Source organism: Cohnella sp. GCM10027633, from assembly GCF_042675445.1.
Taxonomy (GTDB): domain Bacteria; phylum Bacillota; class Bacilli; order Paenibacillales; family Paenibacillaceae; genus Cohnella.
The window spans coordinates 1-21,362 of record NZ_JBHTGV010000007.1 but is presented as its reverse complement, the minus strand read 5'-3'; the positions used below and the strand labels follow the sequence as shown (position 1 = coordinate 21,362).

Sequence of the window (21,362 nt, the reverse complement as noted above, 5' to 3'; positions counted from 1 at the left end):
AACCTTCCTAAGAAGGCGATGGGACGGCCTATTGTCCGTTGCGCGGAAAACGTATCGGTTCTATGAAGTTAGCAACGTCCATTTTCTAATAGAATCCGCGAATCGCGGAAGCCAAGCGGCGTCCGGATGTATACATTGTTTGGAAGACTGATAGAGGAGCGTGAACGAAGTTGAGTCGCTATAACCCGATGGCGCTGCTGCGGCGCCTGCTCGGTCTCGGCAGCCCGCCGGCCGGCGGTCGTTCCGGTTCGTTCGAACTCGCGCATCCGGCGCGCAAGATTTCCCGCGATTCGTTCCGGGAGACGTTCGGACCGTACCGGTACCGCCAGCTCGAGCTGAGCACGCCGGGCGGCACGATCGAGGGCACCGTCGTCGATATCGAGGATCAATGCCTGATCGTTCGGGAAGCCGGCGATACGTTCGTGCTCGTGCCTTACGCGAACATCCTGTCTTTCAAGCCAACGCCATTGCCATGAAAGTCACGAGAAGGAGTCGATTGTCCATGATCGTTATTCTGAGAAGCTTGCTCGGCAAGACGGTACAGGTGGCTACCCCCCTCGACCTGGCGGAGGGCGTGCTCGTCGCCGTCGACGAAACCTGCCTAACTCTCCGCACGTCCGGGACGGGCGGCTACGATAAAGGCCAGCATGCCGTATTCCCGTTCCAGCACGTCTCGTACGTTCGCGTCTGCGGCCAGGACGAGCCGGTCGGCACGGGAGTCTGACGCCGATGCATGCGAGAACGCCGGACTTGGTCAGCATCGTCGTCACGAATTACAACAACGGCAAGTTCATCGGGGAATGTCTCGACAGCCTGCTGCGTCAGTCGTACCCCGGCTGGGAAATCGTCTGGGTAGACGACGGCTCAACCGACGACTCACGCCGGCGGCTGGACGAGTGGTTCGAGCTGAACGGCATCGCCCGGCAGGATGACCGCTTCTGCGTGCTGGAGCTGCCCCGCAACGTCGGCTATGCCGGCGCGGTCACGGCGGGCCTCTTCCTCGCCAAGGGCGAATTCATCGCCATGCACGACTCGGACGACGTCTCCCATTCGCACAGGCTTGCCAAACAAACCGCATACCTGCGCGATCACCCGGACATCGAGCTCGTCGGCACGAATTACGCGGTGTTCACTGCCTCGGAAGGCTTGGCCCGCCCGGACAAGCTGCAGACCGCCAAGTGGCTCGGCTACGGCGCGGAACAGATCCGAGGCGTATACGCCAAGGGCGGACACTGCGTGTCCCACGGCACCGTCATGATCCGCGGCGCCCTGTTCGACCGGCTCGGCGGACATACGAGGCGCGTCGAAGGCGCCGAGGACTACGAATTCGTCGCCCGGTGCCTCGACCGGACCGGGAACAACGTCGACAACATGCGCGACGTGCTGTACTACTACCGCCTGCATCCCGATCAGCGATCCCGCCTATATTTCGGTAGCAAGAAGCCGGCGAACGATGAGCGATGACTTCGGCCTGCGCGTGCTGATGGTGCTGGACAGCCTATCCGTCGGCGGGACGGAGACGCATGTCCTCAGCCTCGCGAAGGCGTTGCGGGCGCAAGGCTTGAACCCGGGGTGCACGGGGGCTTCCGGCGAATTCTACGGTGAATTCGCGCGGGCGGGCATCCCGGTCCACTTCATCGACTTGTCGGCCGGCTCCCTGATGAACCCGGCGGTCGCGAAGTCGCGCATCGCGTCGCTGAGACGACTGATGGAGCAGCGGCGGATTCAGCTCGTCCATGTGCACCAGACGCCTTCCGGCCTGTACGCCGCGCAGGCCGCGCGGGAGCTCGGCATCCCGGTCGTGTTCACGGTGCACGGCACGTATTACGGCTTCGAGTCGCTCGAGGAGATGAGCCGAATCTGCACCCGTCTCATCAGCGTCAGCCGCAACGTCCAATATTTCATGGATGGCGGGGGCATTCGGTCGGCGTTCGTTCCGAACGGCATCGATCTGAACGTCTATTCGCCCGCTTCCTCCCGCCGGGTGCGCAAGGAGCTGCGAATTCCCGAGCAAGCTCCCGTCATCGTCTACGCCAGCCGGCTAGCATGGGACAAGGCGACCGTCTGCTCGATCGTCGTCCTGGCCGCTCAGGCGCTGCGCGAGAGCGACATGCCGGACTTGCATCTGGTCATCGTCGGAGGCGGAAGCCAGTCCCACGCCGTCTCGCGACTCGTCGAGGAGGTCCATCTGGAAGCCGGTCGCAAGTTCATCCATATGACCGGCCCGCGGACGGGCATCCGGGATTACTATGCCGCCGGCGATCTCGTCGTCGGGACGGGACGCGTCGCCTTGGAGGCGATGGCCTGCGGCAAGCCGGTGCTCGGCGTCGGCAACCACGGCTACTTCGGACTCGTCGAGCCATCGACGTTCGAACTGGCTCGGGAATACAACTTCGGCGACCACGGCTCGCTGGCCAGACCGTCCGTCGGGTTGCTCGCGCAAACGTTGCGGGACCTGCTGGGCGACCAGCAGCTGCTCGGCCGCGTCGCCGAGGAGAGCCGCGCGTGGGTCGCCGCCGAATTCGACGCGGGGACGATCGCCGCGCGCACGCGCGAAGTGTATGCGGCGGCCATACGCGACCATTCCACATTCGAAGAGAGCGGGGACGACTACCGATGAAGATCTTGTACTTGGGTTGGGTCGGATTCAACAATTTCGGGGACGAGCTGTTGTGGCGCATGTTCCGATCCGCCGGGGAACGGAAGCTGAAGCCGGGCGAGTACGAGCTCGTCCCTTCCGTGCCGGGCGTCGACGTCAAGCAGCTGTCCGGCTACGACTTGATCGTGCTCGGCGGCGGCTCGCTCCTGCTGCCGGGATACGTGAACATTCTTCAAGAAGCGCTGCGGTCGGGCAAACGCATCGCGATATGGGGAAGCGGCTACGATTGCTTCCATCTGCCTAAGTCCACGGACGGCGGCGCCGTGCAGCCGGACAACGTGAAGGAAAGCGCCGAGTATGCGGCCAAGCTCGCGGACGTGCTCGGCGGCGCGATGTATCGCGGCGTACGGGGGCCGTTGACGATGGCGTACTTGGCCAATCAGGGAGTGAGCCTTGCAAGGGTAACCGTTAGCGGCGACGCGGGCTTGCTCGCGGGTCCGGACTTCGGCCCGGACATCGGCCCGGCGGCGGACACCGCGGATTCGAAGTGGATCGGCATCAACTGGGGCACGGTATACAACAACATGTACGGCGCCAGCGAAGCGCGGGTCGAAGATCAGCTCGTCCTCGCGGCGCAGGCGCTGCTCAAGGACGGTTACCGGCTGTACCTGTACGTCGTGTGGGGACCGGACCGCAAGCCGACAGAGAGGCTGTTCGAACGCATCGGAAGTCCGGACCGCGTCGTCTACGACCCTATCCTTCATACGGAAGAAGAGTACGCCGAGCTGATGCGCGGCTGGGACGCGACGCTGAACTTGAAGCTGCACGGCAACGTCATGTCGGCCGCGGCCGGCGTCCCGTTCGTCTCGCTCGGCTACCGGTTCAAGTGCTTCGACTTCGCCCATCAGCTCGGCGCGCCGGAGCTTGTCGTCTCGACCGGCGAGAGCGAGCTGGGCGAACGGCTGGCGCATGCGGTTATAGATGCGATCGATCGGCGCGACGCGTTGCGCGCCCGCTTCGCGGCGGAACGCGCGCTGACGAGAGAGCGCCTGGAGTCGTTGTTCGAGCTGATCTGAGTCGACCCATTGCATGCATGAATACCGCAGACGCGCGCTTGCCGGCGCCGCGCTGCGGTTTTGTCGTTCTTCGTTAATACGAGGGTAACAGTCGACCGCTACGATGGAAGGAAACGAGATGGACGGAACGGGTGATGAAGGATGGGGAATAGGCTATGGCCTCGGAAAAGCATGCAGTGGCTCATGGTGTGCGCGGCAGTCGCGGTGGCAGCCTATATGCTGTGGAAGCCGCGGGAGGAACTGGCCGCGGAAGCTCGGCTCGGCGGCTCGGCGCCCGCGATCGCGCTTGCCGGGTTGGACGGAGATAAGCGAACGCTGCGCCCGCCGGAGGGCAAGCTGCTCGTCGTCAACTTCTGGGCAACCTGGTGCGAGCCTTGCCGGAAGGAAGCGCGCGAGCTTCAGTCGTTCTACGAGCATCACGGGGATCGCGTCGAGATCTACGCCGTCAACTTGACCGCGCGCGATCGCCTCGCGGACGTCAAGGCCTTCGCAACGAAGTACGGCCTGCGATTCCCGGTGTTGCTGGATCGGGATTCGCAGGCCGCGGAAGCGTATCATGTCGCCGCGTTGCCGACGACGTATTGGATCGACGCCGACGGTATCGTCGCCGGGCGGAACGTCGGTCCGGTCGACGAGGCGTGGCTGGAGGGACTGTTGGCCGGGGGAGACGGGTCGTCCCGCTAAGCCGCGTTCAGGTGACGCGCGGTTTCGACGCGGTAAGCCGCGAGCGCCGGCAGCAACCCGGCCGCGACGCCGATCAGCGCGACCGCGCCGATGAACGACAGCGACTCCCATGCGAAGGCGATCGGCATCGCGATCGCGACCTGCGCGCCGATGTAATCCGTCAGCAGCACCGTCAACCCGTAGCCGGCCGCCGCGCCTAAGAGACAACCCGCAACCATGACGAGTCCGGATTCGATGAGCACGATCGACATGACCGCCGCGCGACTCGCGCCGATCGCGCGAAGAATCGCGACGTTGCGCCGGCGTTCGACGGTCGAGCCGTACAGCGCGAGCGCGACCGTCAGCCCCGCCATGCCGAGCACGACGTAGCCGATGTTACGCAGCACTTCCTCGCCTCCGCCGATCATATCGAACAGCTTGGCCAGCACCTGCCCCGGCAGCACCGCCTGCGCGTCCTTCCCTTGGTTAATCTCTTGGTATAGCTGCATGAGGCCCATATAGCTCTTGGGCTTGACCAGCGCGGCCGTCACTCCGCCCTTCTCTTCATGCTCATGTTCCGCCGCGCCTACCTCTTCATGCTCATGGTTGATCCAGTAGCTGTCCATGCTCACGTAGATCCCTCGATCCGAGGGCGCGGACACGCGAGACAGCACGCCGACGACCGTGTACGGATGCGCGGCGTGCTCGTCGGGCTCGAACGCAGCGGCGACGCCGTGGGCGCCGTTGAACGTATCGCCGGGCTTCAGTCCGGTCTCCTTGGCTACGTCCGCTCCGATGACCGCCTCGAAGGCTTGCCCGAACACCCGACCGGACGCGAGATGGAAGTAAGCCGGATCGACCGGTCTGCCCTTCAGATCGAAGAACGCGGGCTCCGTGCCGACGATGCGGAAGCCGTCGAAGTTGTCTCCGAGCGCGAACGGAACCGCCGATTCGACCCGATCGTCCTTCGTCAGATTTTCATAGAATTCATGGTCCATGTTCGCGAGCGGGTTGTCCATCAGGAAGATCGTATTGAAGACGAGCTGGTTCGCGCTCCCCTTCGAGCCGACGATCATCCCGAACGGCTCGCTCGCGCGAACGATTCCCTGCTTCACGCCGGAGGACAGCATCATGATCGCCTGCGTAACCGCCACGCCGACGATGACGACCAATATCGTGATGATCGTCTGTACGCGGCGATTAGCCAGATTGCGCCAAGCCATCGAGATCAATGACATCGGAAGCCGCCTCCTCTCTCGCCAGGTCGCGGACATGGACGATGCGTCCCGTCTTCGCCGCCAGCTCCATGTCGTGCGTGCTGAGCAGCAAAGCCGCCCCCTCTTCGCTGCAGACGCGGGCCAGCAGCTCGAATACGAGGACGGCGTTCGCCGCGTCCAAGCTTGCCGTCGGCTCGTCGGCCAACACGAGAGAAGGACGGTTCGCAAGCGCCCGCGCGATCGCCACCCGTTGCTGCTCCCCCTGGCTAAGCTGGCTCGGCCGGTGGCGCAAGCGATGACCGAGACCGACTTGCTCCAGCAGCCGCGAAGCCCGTTCCCGCTTCTCCTTGCCCGATAGCGACGCGCTGCCGAAACGCATGGCCGCCAGCACGTTCTCTGCCGCCGTAAATCCCGGCAGCAGGTTGAAATTCTGGAACACGTAGCCGATATGCCGCGCGCGGAACCGGTCGAGCTCCGATTCGCCCATGGCTTCGAGCTGTCGGTCCAGCACGCGGATCGCCCCCTCGGTCGGACGGACGATGCCCGCGATCAGATGCAACAGCGTGCTCTTGCCGGAGCCGCTCGGGCCGACCAGCGCGGCTCTCTCGCCGGCCTTCATGCCGAACCGCCGCACGTCGAGCACCCGAAACGATTGCTTGCCTTCCGAGGGGTATGACTTCACGACGTTCTCTAGCAGCAGCATTACTTCAACACCTCTGTCTTGTCCGCGATGATTCGAATCAAGCTGACGAAGCCCGTCTCTTCATCCGTCTGCGAACCGACGCTCAGCTTGCCCGTTACCCGTACCTGATGCTCGGTCGGCCGGATCTCCTCGCCCTCCGGCATGAACACGACGACGATATCGGCCGGCCAATCCGCGTCGGTCGAGCAGAACGGGCAGATAGACAGCGCGATCTTGGTCAGCACGAAGAAGTGAACGGTCGCGGTGAGCGGCGGGGCCATGAAGCCGGTCATCTCCACCTTCCGGCCGTCGAGTCGCAGCAATTTGTCAGACAGCTTCATCCCTCGGACGCCGACTTCGCCGTATAGCTCGGCGAACTTGATCGTCTCCGGCTCTCCATTGCCTTGCGGAGGCTGCTTCTCCTCCTCCGGTTTCGGCGATGGAGAAGGCGCGGCGAACACTTCTTCGGCAGACTTGGTCGGCTCCGGCGAAGCCGACGACGAAACGGCGACGGCCCCCTTCTCCGGCAACGGACTCGCTAGCTCCTTATCCTTCGGGGACGAAGCCGATGTCGGCTGCTCCGAAGATGTCGGACTCGCGGCGACGCCGGTCTCTTGCGGTTGCTCGCTCGCTTGAGCGGCGCCTCCGCCGTCCGGTTCCGCCGCTGCATGCTTCGCTATTGACGGGGACGCTTCTTCAGCTTCATTTTCCGTCGGCCACGAGGCCGACGACGACGCCAGACTCTCCTGAACAGACAAGCCGGCCGCCTCTCCCTCATGGGGAAGAGACGGCCCGCCGCAGCCTGCGACAAGGAGTACGGCGGCAACGAAGCTGGCGGCCCAGACGGATAATCGCTTGGGGGTAAGCCTCATGCGTAACGCCTCCATGAACGCTATTCTTGGATCTTGGTTAGAGTACGGCCAGCAAAGATTGGCTCGTGACGATCGTCTTGTTGTTGCTGACCTTGTATTCCAGCTTGACCGCCTTGCCGTTCTTCGTCGCGGTGCCTTTGGCCAAGTTCAGTACCAGCGTCGTGCCGTTTACTTTCACGGTCGTCGCGTTCTTCGCTTTGTCGTACGTTGCCGTGCCGCCCATCACATTGACGAACTCGGTCAAGGATACCCACGTTTTGCCGTCGGGCTTCGCGCCGTTCAGGTTCAAGCCCAGCGAGTTGACGATGCCGAAGAACACTTCCGTGTTGTCCAGCGTGCCTTTGAAGTAGCTTGCGCCCGGACCGTACGCCATCAGAGGGATGTCGTCTGCCGTATGCACTTCCGTCGATTCGGCGTACCCGAGCGTGCCGGTGTGGTGGTACAGGTCCTTGTTCGCGCCTTCCGGATTCTCGAGAGTCGCCGGGTTAGCCACGTACTTGCCGTCGGAATTGACGGCCGGCGCTTGCGGAACGTCGTTGAACTTGAAGTCTTCGTAGTAGTCCGGCGTCGCGCCGAACACGACCGCCAGCTTGCGCTCCGTATCCGGGCTGTCCGGGAAGCCGTCCTTGTTCGCGTCGACGTACGTCGGGAACTTGGCGCTCTCGTATGTGCGAACCGCGTCGCGGCCCGTCTTGCCGTCGCCTTCCCAATACGTGCCGACGATGCTCGCCGAGTGCGAGTGGTCGGCGGTCGCGACGATCAGCGTATCGCCGTTCTTCTCCGCGAATTGGCGGGCGATGCCGACGGCCTTATCCATCTCGATCGCGTCGTAGCTGGAGCGCTCCCAGTCCATCGTGTGCAGCTGCTTGTCGATGCTGGCGCCTTCGACGATGAGGAAGAAGCCCTTGTCGTTCTGGCTCAGCACGTCGATTGCCTTCTGCGTCATGTCCATCAGGTTCGGTTGGTCGGTGAACGACTTGAGGGCGTCGGCGTTCTTCGTGGAACGGTCGATGTAGACGTTCATGTCGCCTGTATGGAACAGACCGAGCAGCTTATCCGGCGTGCCTGCCTCCTTCAATTGCGTCGCGTTCTCCGCGAACGTATAGCCGGCCTTCTCGAAATCCGTGATGAGGTCCTTCTCGTCCTTGCGCTTGGAGCCCGGTACCGACTTCGGCAGGAAGTAGGCCGAACCGCCCCCGAGGATGACTTCCGGCTGCAGCTTGTAGAACATCTCCGCGATTTCCGGCTTATCCGAGCGGCGGCGCGTATGCGATACGACCGCTGCCGGCGTGGCGTCTTCGATCTCGGACGTCGACACGACGCCGATGGACATGCCGCGCGTGCGCTTGAGCATCTCCGCGAGCGTCTCGACCTTCGGATCGTCGAACGAGCTTTCCGTGTTGTCCGGATAGATGCCCAGACCGTTAACGGCCGATTTATGGCCGGTGTTGTACGCGCTGGCGCTGTTCGCGGAGTCGGTAACGAGCGAATCCATGCCGGACGTCGTCACGATCGCGCGCTGATCGAACTTGTCGAGCTCGAGCAAGCCGTTGTATTTGCCTTCCGTCATGCCTTTGGACATGATGCGAGCCATCGTTACGCTGGAGAAGGCCATGCCGTCGCCGACGAACAGAATGACGTTTTTCGCTTTTTTGCCCGCGGGGTCGGCGCTTACGACTTCGTATTTCACTGTCTTAGACAGCGTGGTCGACTTCACGGATACGGTGTACGTGCCGGCCGTCTTGAACGTTACGTCGCGAATCGTAAATTCGCGGGAGACGTCCGTACTCGTCTTCTCGAAAGGTTTGCCGAAGAACGCCGATGCTTCCTTGCCGTTGACCGTGATCGTCACGTTGCCCGGATCGCCGGCGAGACCGTTCAGCTCGACGCGAAAATCGAACAAGCTGCCCGCGAGAAACTTCGCGCGATCGATCGGCGCGACGTATACGGACGGCTGCGCCGCGACTGCCGCCACCGTCTGCTGCTCGGCTGCGTTCGCCGTCCGCGTACCGTACAGCGGCGTACCGGATGCGCTGACGAGCGCTCCCGAAGCGAGAATGACTCCTAATGCGATTTTGGCCGACTTCATCTTCATTGGGTGAAGTACACCTCCATGGAAATATGTATCCTAGTCCATCATAAGAAAAATTTGTAAATGGAGGAGTGCGGAAGTGTTTGGGCTAGATTAAAGGTTTGCGCTGGTTATAGGCGGGGTATACGGGGTGTCGGTGTCCGGCGGGGCAAGTGAGTGAGCGGGCAATAGGCGGGAAAATTCGGGTTACTGACAAACATTCGGCGCTACGGCGGGCAATAGGGGGGAAAAGCCGGGTTACTGACAAACTTTTGGCGCTGCGGCGGGCTATAGGCGGGAAAATCCGGGTTACGGACAAACTTTCGGCGTTGTGGCGGGCAATAGGCGGGAAAATTCGGGTTACGGACAAACTTTCGGCGCTGCGGTGGGCTATAGGCGGAATCGCGACGTGCGAAGGTTGACAGACTCGCCCATAATCAACCATAATAAGGGAAATACAACGGGGAAGCACCCCGCAGAGCGGACGCGCGGCGTACCTGCTTTGCGGGGTGTTGTCGTATCAGAACACGAGGAGGAACGGAGCATGAGCGATAATGGGAACGGCAATGGTAACAAGGACGGAAAAGGCGGCAATGTGAAGGAAACGCAGGGCAATTATTTGATTGAACCGAGGTACGAGATTATCGGGGGCGTAAGATATGATTTTCTATCCTCGCCGAAATTCAATCATCAGAATGTGCTCGGAAATATTCACTTTTCTTTTCGCTCCGAGTGTGCACAAGACGGCATCATCCTGGTTGCCCCGATGGATGTAATCCTCGATGATCTGAACACGCTGCAACCGGATTTGCTCTATATTCGCAAGGAGAACAAAGGAATCATCCGCGACGGCTACGTGCACGGCGCGCCCGATCTCGTCGTGGAGATTCTATCCGACAGCACGGCGCGCAACGACAAGACGATTAAGAAGGCGACCTATGAGCGGTTCGGGGTAGGAGAGTATTGGCTAGTCGATCCCGTCTACCGGCTCGTGGACCAGTTCGTCCTCCTCGAGGGAGAGTACCGGCTGCTCGGGACGTGGACGGAAGACGACCGGCTTGCCTCGGCGACGGTTCGTTGCCTGAATGTGTCGCTTGCCGACGTGTTCAGAGAAATCGAGTAGCTGCATTGTCGCTTCATACAGAAGAGACGGCCACCGAATCAGTGACCGTCTCGCGATAGCATCAATTACCGCGCTTCTTCCGGCGGCCCGATCGTCACCTTCTTCCCGTCGAACGACAGCACAGCCTTGCCTTCCACGTTCATCGTCTCGAGATATGCCTTCGGAATTTGCAGCCGCCCGACCTGGTCGATGACGACGAATTCCTCGTGATGCGAACCGAATCTCTGGTCTTGATCTTCGGCCAACCCGTTCTTGTCCCCCGCGCTCTCGCCTTCCCGCCTCACCCATTCGGTGCTCGTCAGCCCGTCGCGAATAGCGACGACGCGGTCGACCTTGTCCGCGACGGACAGATCGTGGGTCACGATGACGATCGTCACGCCCATATCCCGGTTCAACCTTCGGAAAATCTCGAAAATCATCTCCCCCGTCGCGCTATCCACCGATCCCGTCGGTTCGTCGGCTAACACAAGCTGCGGACGGTTGGCCAGCGAAATCGCGATCGCGACCCGTTGCTGCTCGCCGCCGCTCAGCTGCGTCAGCCGGTTGCCCATCCGGTGGCCGAGCCCGACCGCCTCGAGCAATTGCTTCGCGTAGGCGCGATCGGCCTTGCCGCCGATCATCATCGGCAGCTCCACGTTCTGCAGCGCGGTCAAGTACGGCACCAGATTGCGCGCGTTGTTCTGCCAGATGAACCCGACGGTCGATCGCTTATATGCGATGAGCTGCTCTTTCGTCATTTTCAACAAATTCCATTGCCCTACGTTGGCCTGTCCCGCGGAAGGAACGTCGAGGCCGCCCAATATATTCAATAAAGTCGACTTGCCGCTCCCGCTGTTGCCGATGATCGCCATCATCTCTCCCCGCTCCACCGTCAAGTTGAGCCCCTGCAGGGCGACGACTTCGATGTCGTCCGTCTTGAAAATCCGCACCAAGCCTTCGCACCGAATCATCTGCTCCATTACCGTTCCTCCCCGAGCTTAATCGCCTGCGTGATCCGCAGACTCCGCAGCTGCAGCAAGAGCAGGATGACGCCCGCCGCCAACATGACGCCGGTCGAGACGTACAGCTTCATCTCGTCCTCCGCCTCGAACACGATCCGGAACGGAGGAACCTGCCGCGCCGCCGTCTCGCCGCTCTCCTGCAGGAACGGCAGGAATAGCCGGCCGGCCGCCTGGCCGAGCGCGATACCCGCGACGACCGACAAGCCCGTCGTAAGCAATTGCTCGATCAGCAGCATGCCCGCGAGCTGAAGCCGCGACAGCCCCATCGCCCGCATGATACCGAGCTGGACGACCCTGCGCGACAACGTGAAGAACCAGAAGATGAGATAGCCGAGCAGCGATACGAGCAATGAGATGAGGAAGCCGAGACTGAGAATGCCGAATACGCCACCTTGCGCGGGATGGTTGCGGCGATCGGCGAGCTCGCCCCGCGCGTCGTCCACCTGCGTCACCTCAATGCCCCGGTCCGCCAACGTCTCGAGCGCCGGAGCCAGCTTCGCGCCGTCTTCGAGGTCGAGCCACACTTCGTACGGGAGCTTCTCGATCTGCTGATAGATATAGTCCAGATTCCCAATGAAGAACGGAGCTTCGTCGGGGTACAGGCTCGGCCAATACGGCACGATGCCCACGACGACGAAGTCGACGGGCTCGCTGTCGTACCCTATGCCGAGACGCACCGGATCGCCTTCCTTCACGCCGTACTTCGCCGCGAACGCTTCGGAAACGAGCACCGCTTGCTCGGTCGTCCCCAGCGCATCCAGGTACAAATAAGGGTGGACGTCGTACAGGTCCTCACGGAACCATGCGGTATCCGAGAAAGCCCGATTGTCGATGCCGACCACTTGCCCGTTGCCGGCTTGCTTCCCGCTCAGCTCGATCTTGCCCGTCGCCTTAAGCACGCGGGCAGCGGACGCTACCCCCTCGAGATCTCGGAACGTCTCGAAGGATGGCTCCGTATAGTAAATCTTGTTCTCGTCGTTCTCGTCCTGCACGCCTTCCCACGCCGTCTTCAAGACGACGTCGCCGCCGTACTGGTAGCGCGTCCGGTCCGATGCGTTCAGGTCCATCGTCCGGGCCGCCGACGAATCGTACGCGCCGAGCCCGATCGTCAGAATGAGCAGAATCATGAGCGGGTAGAACGAAGTCGCCGACCGCGACAGCTGCGTGAGCGTCAAGTACACCGTCACCGGCATGCGGTTCTTCATGAGTGCGTTCCAATACCGGAGCAACAGCGGGAACACCCTCAAACAGACTAACCCCGCCGCGAAAATCATCAGAGCCGGCACGACGAACAGCACCGGCTCGACTTGCGCGCCCCCGCCGTCTCCGCCGCTCGTCGCCGAAGCGAGCCGGCCCGCGTCCATCAAGTACCAACCCGCGCCCGACAAGCCGAGCAGCGCGACGTCCAAGTAAAGCCACTGCCACAGCGGCTTCCCGCCGCTTCGCGCCTTCCGCTGCGCATGCTGCACGACGGAAGCTTCCGCATGCTTGCGGATCGGCACCGTCGTCGCGACCACGGCGAGCAGCGTCGCGACTCCGCCGAACAACCACGCCGTGCCGCTCAGACCGACCGGAATCGACTTGCGCCCGACGAACGTCAGGAATCCGCTCGAGGAGCCGATCGTCTTCGCCATGAACCAGGCGAGTCCTACGCCGAGCGCGAGCGCCACGACGCCGAGCAGCGAAGCCTCGATCGCATATAGCGTAATGATCTGGCGAGGGCTGGCCCCGCGGCTATGCAGCACCGCGATGTCGCCGCGTTGGCGTTCGAGCGCCTGCTGCGCGTTCAGCGTGATGAAGTACAGCACCATCGCCATGACCGGCGCGGCGAGCGCGAATAGCATCGCCTGCAGCAAGGCGCTCTGCCGCTGGAAGTCTCGGAGCATCTCGACGAACGACAGATTGACTTTCGTGCCCCCGAGCATGCCGTGCAGATGCAGCTCCAAGCGGTTCAGCTCGCCGATAAGCGGCGCCAGATCGCGGATGCGAATGTCGCTCAGATCGAACGCGTAGAACCAGCCCGCCGAATCGGGGACGAGAGCCGTCTTGCCGAGCAGCTCGTCCTTCATCGTCGCGTCCGTCACCCATAGCATCGTCGCCAGCTTCTCCTTGCCGTCGATCGCCCAGCGCAGATCGGTCTCGTTCTTCAGCTTGTAGACGCCGCTAATGCGAACCTTGACTCGCTTCGTCTTGCCGTCGTTGTTTTTCGCGTCGTAAGTGAACGTGTCTCCGACTTTCCAGTCGTAGCGCTCCATCGTCTCGGTCAACGCCAGCGCTTCGACGGCGCCGTCCTGCAATCCGTCCCGCGGCAGCTTGCCCGAGGTTAATTCGATCCCGTCCGGGAACCCGCTCTGCGTCGCCAGCTCCATGCGGACGAGCCGGTTCGAGCCGCCGCCCTGGCCGCCATCCGCGGAACGCACGATAGACGTCGGCAGGGCGATCCGGCCGGAGAAAGCATCGGACGGAAAATCGATGCGCCCCGGCAACTCTTCGCGAATCCACTTGTCCGCCTCCGCCAGCCCTTCGAGATCCGTCTCGTCGGCGCCGGACGACTGGTACTTCATATAGAGCGAAGCCGCGGGCAGCCCCTTCGTCTCTTCCTGCAGCGACTTCGCGACGACCCGCTTCAGCGTGCCGTCCGCGTACATCGGAATGCTCATCGCGAACGCGGCGGCGACCGTGAGACCGAGCAGCGTGCCGAGGGTGAACCAGCGGTTTTGCCACATCTTGAGGAGGAGGTAGAGAAGGATGCGCATTATTTCCCCACGACCTTCTGGCCTTCCTCGAGCCCCTTGATAATCTCGACGTCCGTCGCCGTCTGCGCGCCGATCTCCACGTCCACCTCGCCTTTGCTGCCGTCCTTCAAGGCGACGAGCACGTATTGCCTGCTGTTCTGCGTGCGCAGCGCCGCGACGGGAATCGTCAGCGCGTCCTTGCGGCGTTCGACGATGACGGACGCCGACAGCGGCGTGCCGTGACCGATGCCGGCCGGCAGCTTCTCCAGTTCGATGAGCGCGTAAGCGTCGAGAGAATCGGCGTCCGCGCCGCTCACCGGCAGCCTCCTTACCTTGCCTTTGAAGTCGCCCGCCGCGTTAATGCCGACGATCGTCTCCATGCCGGGCGCGATGCTTTCCAGATCGCTCGTATTGAATTGGACGGCGACGACGAGGGCATCCATGTCGGCGATCTCTCCGATACTCTCGTACGCCCGCGCCATGTCGCCTTTCTCGGCCGTAAAGCTCGTAATCGTGCCGGCATAAGGGGCGACCAGCTTCGAGCCCTTCAGATCGTCCTGCAGATCGGCCAGCTCTTGCTTCAGCAGCTCGTAATCGAGCTGACGCTTGCGCAGCGCGATGTCGTCCGCGCCGTCCTCGGCGCTTCGCAGCGCCTCCTTCAGGTCGAGCTCGGCTTTCTCGATCTCGATCTGCTTCCGGCGAATTTGGCTGTCCGTGTCGCCCGTGTCGAGCTCCGCCAGCAGCTGGCCTTGCTTAACCTTGTCTCCGGCTTTGACGTGAATCGCCGTTATGCGCCGGTTGTCCGTCTCGAAGAACAGCTTCTCCTCCCGTTCCGACAGCAGCTTGCCGGATCCGGTCGCTTTCAGCTCCAGCGTCGCGCGTTTCACGGAATACTCGGGCTTTTGCGAGATTTTCGGAACCCGGATCTCCGGCAGCGCCTCCTTCTCGTCCTCCTGAGGCAGCAGCGAGCAACCGGCCAAGAGGGACAACAATGCGGCTCCGAGCAGCACCCGGGCCGCAAGCTTATTCCGGCGCAAGCCGGCCGTCCGCCATGTGGTATACAACGTCGGCAGCCTCCCATAACGTAGAATCGTGCGTCGTCATGCAGATCGCGATCCGCTCCGACGCGATAATTTCCTTGAATACATCGATAATTCGCGTCGCCATCTTGGAGTCCAGCTCCGCCGTCGGCTCGTCCGCGAGCAGCAGCGCGGGCTTATGGGCGATCGCCTTGGCGATCGCCACCCGCTGCTGCTCCCCGCCGGACAGCTCGGACGGACGATGATCCGCGCGCTTCGTCAATCCGACGAGCTCAAGACACCTCGCCGTGCGATCGCGCCACTCGCCTCGAGGCGAACCCGCCATGCGAAGCGCCAGCTCGACGTTCTCCCGTGCGGTGAGCAGCGGAAGCAAGGCGTACGACTGAAAAATAAACCCGATCTCCCGCCGCCTCAGCACCGTGCGTTGCTTATCCCCGAGCTCGTGGAGCGGCCTTCCTTGAAAGAAAACCTCTCCCTCCGTCGGCCGGTCGAGCCCGCCGAGCAAGTTAAGCAGCGTCGTCTTGCCCGAGCCGGATCGGCCTCGGAGCATCGTCAGCTTGCCCGACTCGATCGTAAGCGAGACGTTCTTGAGCACCTCGATCCGAGCGCCTCCGCTCTGGAAGACGCGCCGCACGTCCTTGACTTCGACAATCGGCGGCGGCGTCTCGCTTGCCATTAGCCCTTCGCCTCGTCCGCCAGCGCCTGCGTCAGCGAGTCCTGCCCTTGCGACTGGATCGCCTTGAGCGCCTCGTCGACGGTTTGTTGGTCGTTAACGGCTTTGGCGATGTTGTCGGAAGCGAGCTGCGCGAACGAATCGACGAAGCCGGCAGGCAGCGCTTGAAGCAGCGACTGATCGTTGACCTCCAGCGAGTAGAACGCGTCGATGTTCTTGCCGCCGGCGTCGTTCTTGTAGGCGGTGCGCGCCGACAGCGACGGGGACGACTTGGAGCTCGTCTTCGCCAACTGCTCGCCGTTGGCGTACTTCAGGAATTCCCATGCCGCGGACAAGTTCTCGGAAGCCGCGTTGATGGAGAATACGCTGTCGAGGCTCATGCTGCCGGATACGCCAGGCTGCGACGGATCGGTCGGGATGGTGACGATGTCCCAATTCAAGCCTTCGCCGATCGGCTTCAAAGTGACGGCTCCGCCGCCGGCGCTCTTCGTCTGCGTTCTCGCGGCGCCCATGCTTGCGCCCATTCCCAGCATGTTCATGATCATCGGACCGTCGATCGCCATCGCCGATTGGCCGTTCATGAAGCGCATCGTGTTCGGGCCGATGGAGATCGCCGTCTTGCCGCCCGAGCTGCGCATGACCAGCCCGCCCATCGCCATCGCGCCGCCTCCGCCGCCGGAAGAAGGCATCGTGATGCTGCCCGTCTTGTAGCCGGCGATGACCGAATCGAAGATTTGCTTCCATTCCGGCGTGTCGATCGACACCGTTTTCGACTCGCTATCCGCGTAGACGAGCCCCTTGGCTTCGCCGATCGTGCGGATCAGATCGAACGGATCGGACGCCGAGATCGGTTGCGACAGGCCGTACAGCGCGTCGTCTTGGCCGACCTCGCCGATCTTGACGTTGTCGCTGCCCTTCTTGACCGGGAACCGCGTGGCGAGCTGCATGATCTCTTCCCAGCTCATGCCGTCCGTCGGATACGGGATGCCGTGCTTGTCGAACAGGTCCTTGTTGTAGTAAAGCGCCTGACTGGCGAAGCTCGGGCTAAGGCCGTACAGCTTGCCGCCTCCGCGCGCCTTCAGCAGGTCGATGACCGAAGGCAGGAAGGCATCCAGGTCGAACTCGTCCTGCTTCACCGCCGCGTCCAAGTCGTACAGCAGCCCCTTGCCCGAGAGCGCGGCGTATTGGTCCTCCGTCAGAAACAGCGCGTCCGGCTGCTCGTCTTGGAGCAGCTGCTCCATGCCCGCCACCGGATCTTCCGCGCTCATCGCGTTCTCCGTAGAGACGACCTCCAGCTCGACGTTCGGGAACATTGCTTGGAACGCGTTGCCGTATTGCATGTAGAATGCCTCTTCGTTGAAGTAAGCGACCTTCAGCGTCCCCTTGTCTTCTCTGTCCAAGCTACCGAACGCCCCCGCTCCGTCGTCGCCTCCGGACGACGTGCATGCCGACGCCGATACCGCCAACGCCAGCGAGCTCGCCAGCACGCCGGCCTTCTTGCTCCATCTCGTGTTCAATCGGATCACCCTTCTTCTCATCGGAATAGATTCACAACGACAAGTATGGAGATCGATTCTTAGAAATCGGTTAGAGAAGCTGAAAGGAAGCTTAAGAGAGGGTAAAAAGGGGATAAAAAGAGCCGTCCGGATGGACGGCTTTAGCCGAAACTCCAATCTAGGGCAACATCCGATTCAGAAAAGCATCTGTTAGCTTATACGCTTTAGGCCGATGGTTCACGATCTCGACGTAACCTTCTTCAATAAGCGGACCCATATTTTTATTGGCCATATAGCGGGTGTAACCTGTTATCCTCAGGATGCTCTCGAGCGGAATCACCGCATCGTTGTCGTTAAACACCGTAACAAGCGTCATGAATTTCAATAGTCTGCTCTCTTCGTCCTTTGCTAGCCATTGCGGTTCACTGAAGAACTCGTCGATCTTATTCTTCTTAATCATGTTCAATTCGAGATCGTCTATTAATTCTCGCTGGCCCTCATAGAGAAGCTCCAGCATATCGATCAAGAAGAAAGTCAATTCGCCTTTATTCAAAGGATTCGGCACTTCTTCCAATGCTTTGTAGTACTTTTGCTTGTTCTTATTAATGGCGTTGGAGAACGTAATCGCCGAATAACGTTCTAGATATCTGGATAAATAGCTGCATACGAACAGCCGCCCCGTTCTGCCGTTACCATCGTAGAATGGATGGATATACTCGTAGTAGTAGTGCGCCGCCATATAGCGAAACAATTCCGGGTGATCGTCGCTTTCGAGGAACCGAATGAGTTCTTCCAGCGCTTGCTCGATTTGCTCTTCGGATCGGACGCCGATGTGCGTCACGTTCGCCCCATCGTTGACTTCAACATAACCAGCTCTGAAAAGCCGTCCATCAGGCGCATTCCTCGGATCGATCTCATCGGCTACGAGCTCATCATATAACTTACGAAAATCCGCAAGACTAAGAAACGGCGGAATACGCTCGATATGTAAATAAGTTTTCATAAGCCCCTTGAACTTCTTCGTTTTGGGCTCATGCAACTTGCGAAGGACTTCCGATAGTTCTTTTTTGGAGCTGCGCACGCCTTCGATTTCGTTGTTGCTTTGCGCTTCATTAATAATAAGTTTGTGAAAATAGGGCTCAATGACGAATTCCGGCAACCGGTTTATGAATCCGATAATCTTCGAACTATTTTTTAATACTTGATTATTGAGAACCGTAAGTTTAGCGATATTCACATAAAAGGCGTTATAAGCTTCGCTGTCCAACCTTCCTTTGCGGAAAGCTCGAAGGATAAAGGGTGATTGAAAACTGCCATAACCTGACGTCCGCTTCTCCCATTCTTTAGTAAACTCAGATGTTGAGAGTTTATAAAAAAGACGCGAAAGTTTTTCATACTCCGCCATTTTATCGCCTCATTGTTTTAAAAATTGCTTTGTTTTTAAAATAACAGTAATGAACGTGAAGATCAACTTCTAAATTCGGATCATTTTTAATTATTGCCTAAAACAGATAATCATAACCCCGAGCCCACTCATCCCGCCGGCAACGACACAAGCACGCGAGTGCCGACCGACAGCTTGCTCTCCACGCGAATGCGGCCGCCGTGGCGGTCGACGATCCACTTGACGATGGCGAGGCCGAGCCCGGTCCCGCCTTCCTGCCGGTTGCGCGCCTTGTCGCCTCGGTAGAACCGGTCGAAGATGCGCGGAATATGATCCGGCGCGATGCCGACGCCGGTGTCCTCGATCTCGAGCTGCACCGAATGCGCGAGCCTGCGGCAGACGACGCGAACGACGCCGCCCTCCGGCGTATACTTGATCGCGTTGTCGAGCAACGCCATGAGCAGCTGATGCATCCGTTCCTCGTCGGCCAGCATCGGTACGGCTCCGTCGATCTCGCTGTGCAGGATGATCTCTTTTACTTCGGCGAGCATTTGCATTTTATTCACGCTGTCGTTAACGATACGCTCGAACTGAATGGGCCTCTTGTCTAACTCGAGCTGGTTGGAATCCGATCGAGCCAGCGTCAGCAGACCGCCGACGAGCTTGCTCATGCGCCGCGTCTCCTGCAGCACGGTGGAGATGTGCTTGCTGTCCTGCTCGATCGTATGCTCGGGATGACGCAACAGCAGTTCCGCGTGCGCTTGGATGACGGACAGCGGGGTCCGCAGCTCATGGGACGCGTCGGAGACGAACTGTTGCTGCCGCTCAAGCGACGTCCGGATCGGAATGAGCGCCCGGTTCGCGAGATAGTACCCGGCAGCCACCGCCCCGATCAGTCCGACGAAACCGCCGATGAGCAGCACGCTCCGCAGACGCTCCAGCATGCCGACCTCGGCGGAAATGTTGGTCAGCCACTGCTGCCTCGCGATGAGCTGCACTTGCGCGCCGTTCGTCGCGTATACGATCGAAGCCTTCATGTCTTCGCTGTTCGCGATGCGAAAATATTGATCCCCGAGCTTCATCGTCACCGGGGACGACCCGAGCTTGTCCGGCCTCAGCCGTTCCAGATCGGAATCCGCCATCGGCTCGCTTCCCGGCGACCGGATCGGTTCGTTGTCCGCCGTCCAGAACAGCTGGAACACCGGGCGGTTCATGGAGCCGACCTGATAGATCAGCGCCTTCGAAGCCGCAGGAGCGGGCACCGCGGTCATCGTAGGCGAGATAGTCGAGTTGGTCGCGGACGTCCTCAGAGTCAACTGATTGCCGGCTCCCGTCAACGACTTGTCGATCTGGGAGAACAGCATGTCTTTCATGATGTAATAGACCGATGCGCCGAGCGCGATCAGGATGACGGACAACACGGCCGCGTTGCGGATCGTCAGCTGGATGCGGGTGCGATTGAACATTACGCTCTCTCCTTCAGCATGTACCCGACGCCTCGGATCGTATTGATATAACTGTCGCAACCCGATGGAGCAAGCTTCTTGCGCAGGTAATGGACGTATACGTCGACAACGCCCGGTCCCGCGTCCGATTCGATGCCCCAAACGCGGTCGAGCAGCTGCTCCTTCGTCAGAATCTGCTCCCGGTTCAGCAGCAGAAACTCCATCAGCTCGAATTCCTTCACCGTCAGCTTGAGCGGGTCGCCGTTGGCGTAACCTTCCATTGAGTGGCATTTTACCGCCAGGTTGCCGTACTTGAGCTCCCCGTCCGGCGCTCCGCGGGACTGACGGCGCATGAGCACGCGCAGCCGCGCGAGCAGCTCCGGCGTCGCGAACGGCTTCACCAAGTAATCGTCCGCCCCCGCGTCCAGTCCAAGCACCCGGTCCTCCACCGTGTCCCGCGCCGTCAGCAGCATGATCGGCGTCGCGATTCCTTTGACGCGCAGCTCTTCGAGCACCGACAACCCGTCCATCCCCGGCAGCATGACGTCGAGCAGGATCAGATCGTGAACGCGCAGCTTGGCGATGTACAACCCGTCCGGACCGTTATCCGCCTCGTCGACCTGATAACCCTCTTCCCGGAGCACCGTCGCGATCGCGTCGCGCAGCGGCCGGTCGTCTTCCACAACTAATATTCGCAATGGGCTAACCCCTAACCTAGACGATAGATAGCAGCACCATTGTACAGGACGAATCTTAAGAATCCCTTAGAAAATCCTCCTCGGCGGAGATTTGCTGAAAGAATTCTGAACGCGGGTTGCGACGTTGGCGACGAATTGGCGGAATCGTTGCTGCAACGGTGTCTGGTACCGTTAGAGGCGGGGAGTCGGCGGGTTCGCTGCTGCAGCGGTATCTGGTACCGTTAGAGGCGGGGAGTCGGCGGGTTCGCTGCTGCAACGGTGTCTGGTACCGTTAGAGGCGGGGAGTCGGCGGGTTCGCTACTGCAACGGTGTCTGGTACCGTTAGAGGTGGGAAGTCGACGGAATCGTTGCTGTAGCGGTATCTGGTACCGTTGGAGGTGGGAAGTCGGCGGATTCGTTGCCGCAGCGGTATCAGGTACCGTTAGAGGCGGGGAGTCGGCGGATTCGTTGCTGCAACGGTGTCTGTGGACCTCTGTCAAGAAAGTGGACACTCGCTAACGCATTTCAGCTAATGTTTTTGTAGTACATCTCCTCGAATCGATCAGGAGATACGTAACCCAAAGAACCATGAATTCTCTTGCGATTGT

Annotated in this window: 19 protein-coding genes; 7 read left to right on the top strand and 12 right to left on the bottom strand. The window is 60.9% G+C overall.

Annotated features, from left to right (window positions below; genetic code table 11):
* Window positions 1-170: 170 nt before the first annotated feature.
* The 6 genes from ACFQZG_RS16815 (at window position 171) to ACFQZG_RS16790 (ending at window position 4,359) form a co-directional block, all read left to right on the top strand.
* The gene (locus tag ACFQZG_RS16815) at window positions 171-476 is read left to right on the top strand and encodes a hypothetical protein (protein WP_378154533.1); all 306 of its coding nucleotides are present in this window, start codon (window positions 171-173) and stop codon (window positions 474-476) included.
* A gap of 26 nt (window positions 477-502) precedes the next feature.
* The gene (locus ACFQZG_RS16810; protein WP_378154532.1) at window positions 503-724 is read left to right on the top strand and encodes a hypothetical protein; all 222 of its coding nucleotides are present in this window, start codon (window positions 503-505) and stop codon (window positions 722-724) included.
* Between the two features lie 5 nt (window positions 725-729).
* A complete protein-coding gene (locus ACFQZG_RS16805; RefSeq protein ID WP_378154531.1) occupies window positions 730-1,464 on the top strand; it encodes a glycosyltransferase family 2 protein in 735 nt (244 codons plus the stop codon).
* Window positions 1,454-2,620 carry a glycosyltransferase family 4 protein gene (locus ACFQZG_RS16800; RefSeq protein WP_378154530.1) on the top strand — a complete coding sequence of 389 codons (1,167 nt, stop codon included), beginning with the start codon at window positions 1,454-1,456 and terminating at the stop codon, window positions 2,618-2,620. The genes ACFQZG_RS16805 and ACFQZG_RS16800 overlap by 11 nt, the downstream gene beginning before the upstream one ends.
* A complete protein-coding gene (locus ACFQZG_RS16795) occupies window positions 2,617-3,675 on the top strand; it encodes a polysaccharide pyruvyl transferase family protein (RefSeq protein ID WP_378154528.1) in 1,059 nt (352 codons plus the stop codon). Before ACFQZG_RS16800 ends, ACFQZG_RS16795 begins: the two co-directional genes overlap by 4 nt.
* Window positions 3,676-3,816: 141 nt before the next feature.
* Window positions 3,817-4,359 (top strand): TlpA family protein disulfide reductase, encoded by a 543-nt coding sequence (locus tag ACFQZG_RS16790; protein ID WP_378154526.1) that lies wholly within the window; start codon window positions 3,817-3,819, stop codon window positions 4,357-4,359.
* On the opposite strand, the gene ACFQZG_RS16785 is transcribed toward ACFQZG_RS16790, so the two are convergent.
* From ACFQZG_RS16785 to ACFQZG_RS16770, 4 genes are read right to left on the bottom strand one after another with little or no spacing between them, the layout of a single operon-like run.
* On the bottom strand, window positions 4,356-5,576 hold the full coding sequence (locus ACFQZG_RS16785) for an ABC transporter permease (protein WP_378154525.1): 1,221 nt from the start codon (window positions 5,574-5,576) through the stop codon (window positions 4,356-4,358). The genes ACFQZG_RS16790 and ACFQZG_RS16785 overlap by 4 nt on opposite strands.
* Window positions 5,539-6,258 carry an ABC transporter ATP-binding protein gene (locus ACFQZG_RS16780; RefSeq protein WP_378154523.1) on the bottom strand — a complete coding sequence of 240 codons (720 nt, stop codon included), beginning with the start codon at window positions 6,256-6,258 and terminating at the stop codon, window positions 5,539-5,541. The genes ACFQZG_RS16785 and ACFQZG_RS16780 overlap by 38 nt, the downstream gene beginning before the upstream one ends.
* On the bottom strand, window positions 6,258-7,109 hold the full coding sequence (locus tag ACFQZG_RS16775; protein WP_378154522.1) for a hypothetical protein: 852 nt from the start codon (window positions 7,107-7,109) through the stop codon (window positions 6,258-6,260). Before ACFQZG_RS16775 ends, ACFQZG_RS16780 begins: the two co-directional genes overlap by 1 nt.
* A gap of 37 nt (window positions 7,110-7,146) precedes the next feature.
* Window positions 7,147-9,204 (bottom strand): alkaline phosphatase, encoded by a 2,058-nt coding sequence (locus ACFQZG_RS16770; protein ID WP_378154520.1) that lies wholly within the window; start codon window positions 9,202-9,204, stop codon window positions 7,147-7,149.
* 520 nt (window positions 9,205-9,724) lie between these two features.
* Between ACFQZG_RS16770 and ACFQZG_RS16765 the strand changes: the two genes are divergently transcribed.
* Window positions 9,725-10,303: a Uma2 family endonuclease gene (locus ACFQZG_RS16765; RefSeq protein ID WP_378154518.1), complete on the top strand. Its 579-nt coding sequence runs from the start codon at window positions 9,725-9,727 to the stop codon at window positions 10,301-10,303.
* 65 nt (window positions 10,304-10,368) lie between these two features.
* On the opposite strand, the gene ACFQZG_RS16760 is transcribed toward ACFQZG_RS16765, so the two are convergent.
* The 8 genes from ACFQZG_RS16760 to ACFQZG_RS16725 form a co-directional block, all read right to left on the bottom strand.
* On the bottom strand, window positions 10,369-11,253 hold the full coding sequence (locus ACFQZG_RS16760) for an ABC transporter ATP-binding protein (RefSeq protein ID WP_378154929.1): 885 nt from the start codon (window positions 11,251-11,253) through the stop codon (window positions 10,369-10,371).
* Between the two features lie 8 nt (window positions 11,254-11,261).
* Window positions 11,262-14,060, bottom strand: coding sequence for an FtsX-like permease family protein (locus ACFQZG_RS16755; protein WP_378154516.1), 2,799 nt, complete (start codon window positions 14,058-14,060; stop codon window positions 11,262-11,264).
* Entirely contained in the window at window positions 14,060-15,103 is a 1,044-nt protein-coding gene (locus tag ACFQZG_RS16750) for an efflux RND transporter periplasmic adaptor subunit (protein ID WP_378154515.1), read from the bottom strand. The genes ACFQZG_RS16755 and ACFQZG_RS16750 overlap by 1 nt, the downstream gene beginning before the upstream one ends.
* On the bottom strand, window positions 15,063-15,755 hold the full coding sequence (locus ACFQZG_RS16745; RefSeq protein ID WP_378154513.1) for an ABC transporter ATP-binding protein: 693 nt from the start codon (window positions 15,753-15,755) through the stop codon (window positions 15,063-15,065). Before ACFQZG_RS16745 ends, ACFQZG_RS16750 begins: the two co-directional genes overlap by 41 nt.
* Window positions 15,755-17,269: an extracellular solute-binding protein gene (locus ACFQZG_RS16740; RefSeq protein ID WP_378154512.1), complete on the bottom strand. Its 1,515-nt coding sequence runs from the start codon at window positions 17,267-17,269 to the stop codon at window positions 15,755-15,757. Before ACFQZG_RS16740 ends, ACFQZG_RS16745 begins: the two co-directional genes overlap by 1 nt.
* A gap of 157 nt (window positions 17,270-17,426) precedes the next feature.
* Window positions 17,427-18,653: a Fic family protein gene (locus ACFQZG_RS16735; protein WP_378154510.1), complete on the bottom strand. Its 1,227-nt coding sequence runs from the start codon at window positions 18,651-18,653 to the stop codon at window positions 17,427-17,429.
* 128 nt (window positions 18,654-18,781) lie between these two features.
* Entirely contained in the window at window positions 18,782-20,098 is a 1,317-nt protein-coding gene (locus tag ACFQZG_RS16730; protein WP_378154508.1) for a sensor histidine kinase, read from the bottom strand.
* Complete coding sequence (locus ACFQZG_RS16725) at window positions 20,098-20,775, bottom strand: response regulator transcription factor (protein WP_378154506.1); 678 nt, start codon at window positions 20,773-20,775, stop codon at window positions 20,098-20,100. Before ACFQZG_RS16725 ends, ACFQZG_RS16730 begins: the two co-directional genes overlap by 1 nt.
* Window positions 20,776-21,362 lie beyond the last annotated feature (587 nt).